The sequence below is a fragment of the Streptococcus sp. HSISS2 genome (assembly GCF_000448665.1).
Classification (GTDB): Bacteria; Bacillota; Bacilli; order Lactobacillales; family Streptococcaceae; genus Streptococcus; species Streptococcus raffinosi.
In genome coordinates, this window is the sequence record NZ_CM002133.1 from 1,397,578 (window position 1) to 1,410,623 (window position 13,046).

Here is a 13,046-nt window from a genome sequence, read left to right on the forward strand (position 1 = left end):
TCTTGAACTGTCTTGCCACCACCTGAAACATCAGTTACGACAACATCAAAGCCGTTAGAAGTTTGGTTGGTAATCGTCAATTTTCCTGCTACTTGAGATTCAGGAACTGTAGCTGTGGTTTCTGTAATATAAGTTCGTTTACCATCCAACATATAGTAAAGATGCACAGAATAAGTACCAGCGTCACCCTTGTGGCTGGCTTTATCTACATGAACCTTATAGCTACCGTCTGATTGTTTGTCGGCATGGTACCAAGTGAGATCGTCTTGACCATTCTTATCTGACCAAATTGGGACACGCACTTCTTGAACTGTCTTGCCACCACCTGAAACATTGGTAACCACAACATCAAAGCCGTTAGACGTTTGGTTGCTTATAGTAAGGTCACCTGAAACACGGTTTTCTTGTGGCTTAGACTCAGTAGTTTTCAAAGTCGCAATATCCACATAACGACGTGTACCACTGTAACTAATGTAAGAAATCCATTGGTGGTTATCCGCAGTCAAGACCTTGTCATAGTTCACTTTGTAGCCTTTTTCCAAGGTATAAAGTGTTTCTGCAGAGGCCTTAGGTTCGTTTTTAACATTCAAGCTACGTGTCACATTATAAGTACCACTTGCTGGAAGTTTTTCAGCACCAGTAGTTTCTGGTTTTGCTTGATTAGTCTCTGTTGGTTTAGCAGCTGGTGTTTCAGCTTTAGCAGGTGTCAAAGTCGCAATATCGGCATAGTAGCGAACATAGTCATAACCAATGTAAGAAATCCATTGGTGATTATCCGCAGTCAAAACTTTGTCATAGATGACATGATCACCCTTACTGAAAACAAAAGTAGGTTTGAGGTCTGCTTTTGGCTCTTTCTTAATATCTGTGTCACGTGTAAAGTAGAAAGTTCCTGTCGCTGGGATGTTCAAAGCCCCTGTTGTAACTTGAGCGCCATTAGAAGGCTTACCATCCCCACTACCACTATTACCACTGCCACTACCAGCTGCCACTGGTTTCACTGGAGCATAACGACGCACGCCAGAGTATGATTTGTAACTAATCCATTGGTAGCCGTCAGCTGTCACGACTTGGTCGTAGAAGACGCTATCCCCTGGATTCACATAAAATTCAGCCTTGGCAGAAACCTTAGGTTGATTCTTGATTTCTGTACGTTCCTTGTAGACATAAGTTCCTTGGCTTGGAAGGTCGCTGTCAGTAGTTGCTGTTGGTGCGCTCACCAAGCTAGTATTAACAGCCGCTCTCACCATACTAGATACATCAAGGTTAGCATCTTTTTCAGCTAGATTTGAGCGATTTGTCACAGCTGAAGGGGCAACTGCAGTTTCAGATGCTTTATCAGCTGTTTGTGAGGCACTGACTTCACTTGTCGCTTCGCTAGTAGCAGTTTCACTAGCTGTTTGACTTGTTGTTGAAGTTTCGCTAGCTTTCTCACTTGATGTCACTCCATTCGTTGCTACGCCACTGAAAATATCAGCCGCTGTTAAGGCATCACTATCTGAAGTCGCACGCAAAGTGGCATCTGAAGTCGTTGCGACTTCGTGGTGTTCGTCAGCCAAAGCTTGGCCCGCAAAGACCAAACTAGCTCCTAAAAGAACTGACGCAGCCCCAAAAGAATATTTACGAATTGAAAAACGTTGTTGTTCGTGTAAAAATTTTTCTCGTTTCATATTATTATTTCTCTCTATCAAATTGTTATTACCGATTGATTGTAACATTAGGTGACAAATATTACAAGTGTTTTACAAAAATTACTTTATATTTCTCACTTGTCCACTAGTATACCAAATTTTTTGACTTGTTCCCACTTAAATCATAAACTGTCCGATTTTCGTCATAATCGAAAAAAATGACTGATTATACTTATATATTCGTTGTTTTTCCAAAAAAATGGAAAATAAAGTAAAAACACGATAGCTTTAAATGCCATCATGTTTCATTTTTGAACCTTATATCAATGTCCTACATCTGAATATGAAATGTAATAACGTTGCCCATCTTTGACAAAACTATACCAGTTTCCATCAGGTAAAATTTCATATTTATCCCAATCAACATCACCTGCAGGCATTTTAGAAACAACCCCACTGTCTTTATCTGGTGCAGCATAGACAGGGGTTTCCTCATCAAGTGTCAATGTTCCAGAAGTAGCTTTCCAAGCACCTCGACCACCCTCAACTCCTCCAACTTGAGAAGCTGGTGTTGTTGCTTCAGCCACTTGTCCGCCATCTGTAGTACCTGCTTGAGCTTGTTCTTGAGAAGAAGCCTTAGGTGCTACTGCTGAGGCCTGATTGTCATTTTCTTCATTTGTGACTGCCGAAGATGATGATCGAGTTGATTTTTTATCCTTCTTAACGACCTTACTTGAGCTTGAAGATGACTTTTTAACCGTTTGGACTGAACTGCTACTTGTGCCAACACGCGCTGATTCATGGCTGTTAAATTTAGTCACCAAAAAGATAGCGAGGGTAACTACGATAAGGGCTAATACTAAACCAATAAGTTTACTTGTATTTTTCATGATTAATATTCCTTTTATTTGTTTTTCGTTACAAATATAACATCTTTATTTCTATATTTCAATACAATTTCATAAAATAATATAAAAATATTTCCTGCGATCTTCTATAATAGGGTGACCCCTATGTCTTAGCTAATAGCAATATAGCGACGTGCACCTGAATATGATAAGTAAGAAATCCAATAGTGACCATCTGCCTGAATAAGACTATCATAATTCACGGTATTTCCAGCATCATAGTATGCCAACTCAGGTGCAGAAATCTTTGGTTCTGCTTTGATACTTGCATAGCCTTTAAAAGTATAAACACCACTATTAGGAATTGATGGTTTAGAAGGATTAGATATAGTTGAAGCACTTTCTACAGTTGAAAGCTTTTGTACTGGAATATAGCGACGGTTTCCTGAATATGATAGATAAGAAATCCAGACATAACCATCTGACTGAAGTGTTTTATCATAATTGACAGTATTTCCCGCTTCATAATAGGCTAGTTCTGGGGCAGACATTTTTGGTTCGGATTTAATACTTACTCGCTCAGTAAATTGATAAGTTCCAGACGATGCTAGACTACTTACCGTATTATTTGTTGGCATCGGAGCATCAGGAATACTTGTATTCCCACCTTTTAAGTCTTTAAAATGGATGTAACCTGTATAATGGGAAATAGGTAATGTTTGAGTATGGTAACTATGATCACATACACCATTGATATACCAATTGTACTCCTCAATAATAACATTATTACCACGGACATCCGCTACCCATGCAACATGTCCATACCCGCCATCATCGAAATATGCTACAGATCCTCTAGCTGGAGTTTTATCTACACGATAGCCATACCCTCTAGCAGTAGCACCCCATTGGGCTCCATTTCCCAATGCTCGAGGTGGTTCAATATGATTCACATTTTTTAATCTATAAGCAACGAAAGATGTACAGTTACCCATAGCATATCCCCACTGGTCGTATCCTTCAGCAAACCTCCACGCTGCTGGGTAATCATCACCAATTCTAGGATTAGTTGACATTGGTCGTCTGATATTTCCAACACTGAATAATCGCGAATAACCAGTACTTGGTATTGTTGGCTTATTATCTGTTTTTATTTCAGGAACTTTTGGATCAGAAATTTTCTCTGTTACAGTAACTTTTTCAGTCTCCTTATCTTCACGTACCTCGGACTCAATTTTTTTATTTGCCTCATTTGAAATGCTTGGAGTAGTAATTTTTTTATCAGATGACTTATCAGTATTTGTCGCTACGTTAACCTTTTCTTCTACTGTTGATATCGCTTCAGTAGTATTTTCAACTTTGTGAGTTTCATTCGTAGTAACTGTTTCAACATGCTGAGAACTTTCACTTGTCTTTTCTGGAGTCACAGCACTTGAAAGTGCTTTAGCAGGTTCCAAACTATCCTTTGGAACTGAAACAGTAGCTTCAGAAAGAGCAATCTCAGTATTTGAAGAAGTTACTTTCTCTGATACAACTCCATTATCGCTAGTAATACTTGCAGTTGATTCAGAAACAGCCGTTTGCTCATCAGCATGAGCAGTCTGTACACCAGAAAGTAGGAAAACCCCTAAAAGCACAGAAGCAGCACCAAAAGAATACTTACGAATTGAGAAACGTTGACTAGTACAGTTGAAATAACTATTCTTCATAATAGAAAAATCTCCTTAAATTTTTTACATTAAAAAGTATAGCATCAAAAATTAATTATTTTCATACTTGTCATAAAATACTCAAATTCCGTCATAATCAGAAAATAACATTTTAAAATAAAAATACTATATACATCAAACTGCCATGTTTTTTGGAACAAGCATCTTAGCAACAATCTCTTTTTGTTTAGCTTTTGAAACCAAGCATGACTCTCCGTTTTCAAAATAAATAATACCTAACTCTTTGTCCAATCTCACAATGTTTTCGGGATTTACAACAAATGATTTATGGCATTTATACAGTCTGCAATCTTGTTTCACAATTTTTGATAATTGACCATAGAACTCAATCTGCTCTTCCGTTGTATGAAGAATCACCTTATGAATTGTTGGAGATGTTTCAAAATAAAGAATCTTATGAAAAGGAACTTGTATAGTTGCATTCTTTGTATCTACCGTAAAAGCACACTCTATTTGGCTCAAACCATTTTTAGAAAGTGCTAATCCAATATCAGAAATAAGCCTATCTTCATATTCATTATCAGGCAAATTCTCATCAATAAAATCAAGTGCAGCTAAGCGATACTGAAAGGTTGAAGGTAGGAGTTCGGGATGTGCTGTGATGAAAACAATACTTGCATACGGATCTCGCTCACGAATCTGTTGAGCAACCAATATTCCCCCTTCGACATCACTGTCAGATCCAATATCTAGAAAAAACAGTAAATGCGAACCCCTTTCCGTAATACGCTCTAATAATTGATCGGGTTTATCATATAAATCAACCTTCCCAATTCTTAAAATATATATTTGTTTGGACTTGTGGATAGCATCCTCAAGACGAGCTTGTTGAAAATAATCTTCTTCTAAAACAAAAATATCTAACATGCTCAGTACCTCCGTTTTATATCATTTTCTTTCAATAACTTGATGAATTAGCTACGTATAGAACGAATCCTATACTTTCACCTTGATTTTACAACTTTCGCTAATTTACGGCAAATATTTCCAAAACATATTGAACAATATATTTATTCAACTCTTGAAACTAAAAAACACCACCCTCAAAAGAGAGTGATGTTACAACTCTTAAGAAATATCCACATAGCGTCTTGCACCGCTATAGGTTACATAAGACAACCAGGTGTGGCCATCAGCTGTAAGGACCTTGTCATAGCGAACGGACATACCTTTATCATAGTAGGCTAACTCTGGACTTGCAACACTTGGTTGAGTCTTGATAGAGCTAGGTTGGGTAAAGGTATAAGTGCCGGTTGCTGCTAGGCTTGGACTTGTTGGTTGAGCAACTGCTGTTGCCTTACCATCAATAGAAATGTAACGACGGCTACCTCCACGACTAAGGTAAGAGAGCCATGTATGACCATCTGCAGTCACCAATCTGTCATAGTTAACGGACATGCCAGCAGCATAGTAGGCCAACTCTGGACTTGCCACACTTGGTTCTGCTTTAATGCTAGAGCGTTCCTTGAAAGTATAGGTACCAGAAGATGGTGTACTTGGTTGAACTGGTTGTTCTACTGGTTTAGTCACACTTGTTGGTGTGATAGCCACATAGAAACGATTTCCTGAATAGCTGAGATAAGAAAGCCATGTATAGCCGTCATTATTGACAACCTTGTCATAGTTGACTGACATACCAGCATCGTAGTAACTAACATCTGGGTTAGCTACCAAAGGTTGAGTCTTGATGCCAGAACGAGCCGTAAAGGTATATGAACCTGAAGCTGGAAGGTTGTGGCGGGTTGCATTTTGAACTGGAACAGTTGTGCTAGTGCCTCCGATACCTACCATCTTACCGTCTTGGACATAGTAGAGATGAACAATGTATTCGCCTGCTTCAGACTTATGGTCACCAACATTGATACGAACCTTGTAGCTACCATCACTTTGTCTGTCAGCTTGGTGCCATACCAAATCGTCTTGGCCGTCTTTAGCTGTCCAAACTGGAACACTCACGCCTTGGATAGCCTTGTCGCCACCAGAAACATTGGTGATATGAACATCAAAACCAAGGTTAGAGAGATTTTCAATATTGATAGTACCGCTTGGTTTGCTTTCTTGTTGAGCAAGTTTTGCCACAGCTACATAACGGCGGTTACCATTAAAGCTGAGGTAAGAAAGCCATTGATAACCATCACCACTGACAATCTTGTCATAGTTAACTGACATACCAGCATCGTAGTAGGCCAACTCTGGGCTTGCTACACGAGGTTCTGCCTTGATGCTAGAGCGTTCTTTAAAAGTATAAGTTCCTGAGTCAGGAAGGCTATAACTAGTTGTTGTATGCGTTTCTTCAACCTTGGCAGGAACTGTGTAAGTGGTGCCACCCACACCAACTAATTTACCATTAGTTTCAACATAGTAAAGATGAACATTGTAGAGACCACGTTCATTCTTGTGGTCAGTTAGACTAACGTTAACCTTGTAGTTACCATTGTTAAGACGAGTCGCATTGTACCAGATGATATCATCTTGACCATTCTTTTCAGACCAGATTGGAACGGATACCCCGAGGACACCGTTTTGGTCTGAAACATTACTGATAACGACACTAAAATCACCATTGTCATGGCTTTCAATAGCGATATCGCCTCTTGGTTTAGCTACAGCCTCTACAGTAGCACCTAGGTCGACGTAACGACGAGTACCATTGTATGACACATAAGAAATCCAACGGTGGTTATCCGCAAGCAAAGATCTATCGTAGTTAACTGACATACCAGGATCAAAATTGAACTCAGTCTTAGCAGTCAAGCTAGGTTGGTTCTTCACATCTGCAGGTTTAGTGAAATAATAAGTACCACGTTCAGGGATGGTTTCATCTCTAGCCGCCTCAGTGTTGCTACTAGTATTTTCAGCCTTCAAAGCTGCGATATCAGCGTAGTAGCGTTCATAATCGTAACCAATGTAAGAAATCCATTGGTGATTATCTCTCTTCAAGACCTTATCATAAATAACATGGTCACCTGCACTAAAGACGAAAGTAGGTTTGATATCCATGACTGGAGCTGTACGAATTTCAGTAGTGCGACGGAAATAATAGGTACCGTTTGATGGAATATCAAGAGAACCATCAGCAGTCACAGGACCATCCACACCAGGTTGAGGAGTATCCACAGCTTCACGGTCAGCACCTATGGTTTCCGCTACTTCTGAAGTTGCTGAACGGTCCGTTTCACTAGCTACTTCAGAGCTAGCTACTGATGACACTTCATAACGTGGGCTAGCCACCTCTGAGCTCGCAACAGAAGCAACAGCAGATGCAGATTGAGCAACCTCTGCTGGTACTTCCAAAGAAGCAGCCTCGCTGACCACTACACTACTAGCTTCAGAGGAAGCAACTTCACTGCTAACAAGCTTAGGTCTTGGCGCTTCTGATCTTGACGCAGGTTCATTGAGAGCATCGTTAATAGCTTCTGAGGTAGCTTGATCTATTTGAGGTGCTTCAGAATGATTCACATAAACTTCATAATCCGTACTTGGACCTGTGCTATTGGCTTGTTCCTGAGCCAAAGCATGTCCACCAAGCAACAAGCTCGCACCAATCAAGACTGATGCAGCTCCAAAAGAATATTTACGAATAGAATAACGTTGACGTTCCTTGATAACATTTGCCTTTCTCATTGTAATCACTCTCACTTTCTAGGCTGTTTCATAAAATAATGGAACCGTTTTTTACGCCTATAGTATACTTCTTTTAAAAATATTTTACAAGTATTTCATTAATATTACTAAACTTTATTTTGTAGAAAATTGATCGACAATCTTTTCGATAACTATTATCTATTATAATGAAGAAAAGTCCTTAGCTATATCTAAGGACTTTTCCTACATCTAATTTCTTGACACATTAAGCAAATCTGAATAGATTAATCAATTCATTCCGAGTTAAATTGACTATAGATATCATTCTAGTCTAAGTCTGATTCATCATAGATGTATTCCTCTAAATGTTCAGTCACTGTAATCTCATCACAGGAGCTAACATTTTGAAAATCCTTAATGTAAACAATTTTATATTGATTTGGTAGAAGTAATGGAAAGGCAAATGGCTTACCATTCTTACAAACGCGAAACATCTGAAGGCTATCTGTTACGTTACTAATAAAGACAAACGGAAACAAATGAGGACTGGGAGAATTCAAATAGTGATAGGTACCCTTTAAGGTACCACTAGTACTTCTCACTTCTCCATGTTCTTTTTGAGACATTTTTAAAGTATGCTCCTTCTACTACTTGTTATTTCCTTTTCTTAAGTACTGAGGGACAATACCATCAATCTAATTTATTGTAAACATGCATCCGACCATATATCGCATCAGAACCGAAACGAATCTGTCCATTACTATCAAAGAAAATTGGGTCACTGGTTGGTCCATCATTATGAGCAAATCCTGCTACATAACCGCCATCTTGAGCAAAACCATTAAACAGCTGACTACTTGTATCACTATAACCACTTTCAGCACCAACACGGGTTACACTACCGGATGGGGATACTGTAATTGTGTCCCCTAGGTCATTTTGATAGGTACCAGCAACACTAGAGAAATCACCATTAGCCATTGCCGTAGCATCAACTACTGTGGTAGCTGGTGTTTGTTCCGCTGAAGCAGATGGTTGTTCTGTAGGAGTTCCTTGATTTACTCCAGCTGTTTCTTCACTAGGATTTGTTGGGGCAACTTCTTGTTGAGCAGATCCAGCAACATTTCCGGCTGATGGTTGTGAATCCTTTTCTCCAGAGGTCGCTTTTGATACTTCTTCTGAACTAGAAGATTTTGTCTTTTTCTCAGACTTCTTCGCTTTTCTTTTGAGGATGGTTTTGTCGATTTCACTTTCTGACTAACCTTACTAGAGCTCGATGTTAATGTGGCTTCCTTCTTGTTATTACCACATGCACCAAGTAATAGAACGGAAGTTAAAGCGAGTGCGGTTAAAGTTGTGAAACGTTTTGTAGCAGGTTTCATAATAATTCTCCTTAATACTCTATTTTAGACTGTGTCATTTTCAAAAATCTCGATGAAATAAGTTATATTCTTTAGTTCTTCTTATGAATATAATATACTCCATATTAGAAAAAAGAACAGGACACGTATGTCCTGCTCTATTCTTTCATGGCATCTCTCATTTTCTCTGACATGATGTCAGCTAAAGTGGTATCTCCTAATAATCTAGCCAAGATTATCCCTTCTTGATAAGCCTTTTTAGCCTCAAAAATATCATTCTTTACAACATATAGATACTGTCCCTCTAGCATTCTCAAAATTGGTTTTTTCTGATAATCTTGAGTTTCCTCCATAATACGATGCAGTTGATTGAATGCTATCTCCGATAAATGAAACTTTTTTCGTTCATATTCAACTATTGGAACCATTAATAAGGCATCCCTAAGTAAAAATAAATACTCCGTGGGAATATTATCATAACTATTTATAAGATTTCTACAAATGGCATAAAAAGTCTCTTCACTAAACCCATCTGACCGCATACTATCACCATCTCCTAACGAAATTTGATATAGTTCTATAAGTAGTAGATCATTGATAGTGTATACCCTTTTCTCACATAATGATGATAAACTCTTCTCCAAAATGCTCATGCCAAATTTTTGGTGTGTCTTTGAAGTATATGAGTAAAGTTTTGACTGTAAGATATCAACAACCCTCTGTTCATCAGCTGGCAAATCATCATAATAAATATCAATAATTTTACCCAGCTTTTCGTCTAGTTTCATTAGGTTATTTGGCTTATCTAGACTAGTCGCATGCATCAATTGATATTTGAGATTGAGGTATTCTACCGGCAACTTTGAACCTATAGCCCTCTCTCCAAGCAATTCCGATAAAGATATATTCAGACGTCTTGCCAAGTGCTCTAAGGTCTCTAATTTAGGTTGAGACTTCCCTGTTTCTATACGTGTCAATTGTCGTACTGATAAAACCTCATCCCCTTCACAAAATTTTTCTTTAGTGAATCCTTGTGCTAATCTCAATTCTCTTAACCGATGACCAAAGTCTTGTCCAAACATCGCTAGCTCCCTTTTACTTGAAACTATTATAATTTTTATGATTTGTAATAGTATACCACCCAGTATTCACTATTTCAATTTTGAAACGAAAATAATCATTACTTTCAATACCACTTACAAAGAAAAAGATAGGATTTCCATCCTACCTTTTCAAGTTACTTTCATTGTATCACATCTTAGAGCTGTTCTGCTACTGCTGAAAGAAGATCTTGGATACCATTGGCATCGCTACCACCGGCCATGGCCATATCTGGTTTACCACCACCACGACCTGATACGATTGGTGCGAGAACCTTGATAACATTACCTGCGTGAACGTCTTTAGACTTGCTTGCTACGAGGACATTAACTTTTTCGCCAATGTGAGCTGCAAGGACAAGGACATCAGAGTAGTCTGCTTGTTTCCATTGATCTGCAAAGGTACGAAGGGCACCAGCGTCAGAAACTTCCACTTGGCTAGCAATGTAACGAACACCGTTAGCTTCTTTAACGTCTTTGAAGACGTCACCAGCTGCAGCTGCAGCTGCTTTTTCTTTAAGCGCAGCATTTTCTTTTTGAAGGGCATGCAACTGCTCTTGAAGACTAGCAACCTTGTTAGGCACTTCTTTCAATTGTGGTGCTTTAAGTGTTGCTGCGATTGCTTTGAGGGCATCTTCTTCTTCACGGTAAGCAAGGTAAGCTTCACGTGATGTCACTGCCAAGATACGACGTGTTCCTGAACCGATACCTTCTTCTTTGACAATCTTGAACATACCGATTTCAGCAGTGTTGGCAACGTGTGTACCACCACAAAGCTCAACAGAGTAATCACCGATTGAAACGACACGTACATTCTTACCATATTTTTCACCAAAGAGGGCCATAGCTCCCATTGACTTAGCAGTGTCAATATCTGTTTCAATCGTTGTTACTGGAGTAGCTTTCCAGATTTCTTCGTTGACTTGTTCTTCGATAGCACGCAATTCTTCTGGAGTTACAGCCTCAAAGTGAGTGAAGTCGAAACGCAAGAATTCTTGTTCGTTAAGTGAACCAGCTTGGACCGCATGGTTGCCGATAATATTATGAAGGGCAGCGTGCAAGAGGTGAGTTGCTGTGTGGTTCTTCATGACACGATGACGACGTGTATGGTCAATTTCAAGTTTATAGTTAGCACCGACTACAAGTTCACCTTCAACCTCAACGGTATGAAGAGGTTGACCATTTGGTGCACGTTGAACATCAACAACACGTGCCACGACAGTACCAGCTGCATCTGAGATCGTACCGTGGTCAGCTACTTGTCCACCCATTTCAGCGTAGAATGGTGTTTGTTCAAAGACAAGGAGAGCTTGACCAGAATTTACAGTATCATGACGGGCATCATCAGCAACGATAACGCTCAAACGACTTTCTGCAGCTTCATCTTCATACAAGAACTCAGATGGTTCAGTAATATTAGCGAGGGTTTCATTTTGCATACCCATAGAACCACCTTTAACGACGCTAGCACGCGCACGGTCTTGTTGTTCTTTCATGGCAGCTTTGAAACCTTCATGGTCAATCTTGAAGCCTTCGTCTTCAGCCAATTCTTCTGTCAATTCCACTGGGAATCCGTAAGTATCGTAAAGTTTGAAGATGTCTTTACCTTCAAGCGTATCTTTACCAGATTTCTTAAGGTTAGCAAGAAGTTCATCAAGCATGCTCGAACCTGCATCAATAGTACGTGCAAAGGTTTCTTCTTCACGTTTAACGATTTTTTCGATAAAGTCTTTCTTCTCAAGAACTTCTGGGTAATAGCTTTCCATGATTTTACCAACTGTTGGAACAAGTTTGTACAAGAAAGCATCAGAAATACCGAGACGACGACCATGCATTACAGCACGACGGAGAAGACGACGAAGGACATAACCACGACCTTCATTACCTGGAAGAGCGCCATCACCGATGGCAAAGGCCAATGAACGAATGTGGTCAGCGATGACCTTGAAGCTCATATTATCCCCATCAGGATCGTAAGTCTTGCCAGACATTTTTTCGATTTCACGAATGATAGGCATGAAAAGGTCAGTTTCAAAGTTTGTTTTAGCCCCTTGCATTACGGCTACAAGACGTTCAAGACCTGCGCCCGTATCAATGTTTTTATTAGGAAGTTCCTTGTATTCTGAACGTGGGACAGCTGGGTCTGCGTTAAATTGTGACAAAACGATGTTCCAAATTTCAATGTAACGGTCGTTTTCAATATCTTCTTCAAGCAAACGGATACCAATATTATCAGGGTCAAAGTCTTCTCCACGGTCAAAGAAGATTTCAGTATCTGGTCCTGAAGGTCCAGCACCAATTTCCCAGAAGTTATCCTCAATTGGAATCAAGTGACTTGGTTCAACACCACAAGCAATCCAACGGTTGTATGAATCTTTATCATCTGGGTAGTAAGTCATGTAAAGTTTGTCTTTTGGAAAATCAAACCACTCTGGGCTTGTCAAAAGCTCATAACCCCATGTGATGGCTTCATCACGGAAGTAGTCACCAACTGAGAAGTTACCAAGCATTTCGAACATCGTGTGGTGACGAGCTGTCTTACCAACGTTTTCAATATCGTTGGTACGAATAGCTTTTTGTGAGTTGGTGATACGTGGATTTTCAGGAATCACTGAACCATCAAAGTATTTTTTCAAAGTGGCAACCCCTGAGTTAATCCAAAGAAGGGTTGGGTCGTTAACTGGAATCAAGTTAGCTGATGGTTCAACAGCGTGACCTTTTGATTTCCAGAAATCAAGCCACATTTGACGAATTTGTGCTGAAGTAAGTTGTTTCATTGTTTCTCCTTAAT

Annotated in this window: 10 protein-coding genes; all 10 read right to left on the reverse strand. The window is 39.4% G+C overall.

Going from position 1 to position 13,046, the window contains the following annotated elements:
• Positions 1-1,670: SH3 domain-containing protein (locus HSISS2_RS06195; protein WP_134981501.1), on the reverse strand; the 1,670-nt coding region annotated here is incomplete at its 3' end.
• Between the two features lie 284 nt (positions 1,671-1,954).
• Complete coding sequence (locus HSISS2_RS06200; RefSeq protein ID WP_021145917.1) at positions 1,955-2,521, reverse strand: hypothetical protein; 567 nt, start codon at positions 2,519-2,521, stop codon at positions 1,955-1,957.
• Positions 2,522-2,649: 128 nt separating this feature from the next.
• Positions 2,650-4,188 (reverse strand): SH3 domain-containing protein, encoded by a 1,539-nt coding sequence (locus tag HSISS2_RS06205; protein WP_021145918.1) that lies wholly within the window; start codon positions 4,186-4,188, stop codon positions 2,650-2,652.
• A gap of 135 nt (positions 4,189-4,323) precedes the next feature.
• Positions 4,324-5,076 carry a LytTR family DNA-binding domain-containing protein gene (locus HSISS2_RS06210; RefSeq protein ID WP_021145919.1) on the reverse strand — a complete coding sequence of 251 codons (753 nt, stop codon included), beginning with the start codon at positions 5,074-5,076 and terminating at the stop codon, positions 4,324-4,326.
• Between the two features lie 201 nt (positions 5,077-5,277).
• Complete coding sequence (locus tag HSISS2_RS06215) at positions 5,278-7,833, reverse strand: SH3 domain-containing protein (protein WP_021145920.1); 2,556 nt, start codon at positions 7,831-7,833, stop codon at positions 5,278-5,280.
• A 287-nt stretch (positions 7,834-8,120) separates the two neighbouring features.
• Positions 8,121-8,420, reverse strand: a complete 300-nt coding sequence (locus tag HSISS2_RS06220) for a hypothetical protein (RefSeq protein WP_008533921.1) — start codon at positions 8,418-8,420, stop codon at positions 8,121-8,123.
• A gap of 64 nt (positions 8,421-8,484) precedes the next feature.
• Entirely contained in the window at positions 8,485-8,775 is a 291-nt protein-coding gene (locus HSISS2_RS11840; RefSeq protein WP_021145922.1) for a DUF6287 domain-containing protein, read from the reverse strand.
• 77 nt (positions 8,776-8,852) lie between these two features.
• Positions 8,853-9,176 (reverse strand): hypothetical protein, encoded by a 324-nt coding sequence (locus HSISS2_RS11845; protein WP_240471998.1) that lies wholly within the window; start codon positions 9,174-9,176, stop codon positions 8,853-8,855.
• Between the two features lie 137 nt (positions 9,177-9,313).
• Positions 9,314-10,237 (reverse strand): XRE family transcriptional regulator, encoded by a 924-nt coding sequence (locus HSISS2_RS06230; protein WP_021145923.1) that lies wholly within the window; start codon positions 10,235-10,237, stop codon positions 9,314-9,316.
• Positions 10,238-10,413: 176 nt separating this feature from the next.
• The gene (alaS, locus tag HSISS2_RS06235; RefSeq protein WP_021145924.1) at positions 10,414-13,032 is read right to left on the reverse strand and encodes an alanine--tRNA ligase; all 2,619 of its coding nucleotides are present in this window, start codon (positions 13,030-13,032) and stop codon (positions 10,414-10,416) included.
• Positions 13,033-13,046: the final 14 nt, after the last annotated feature.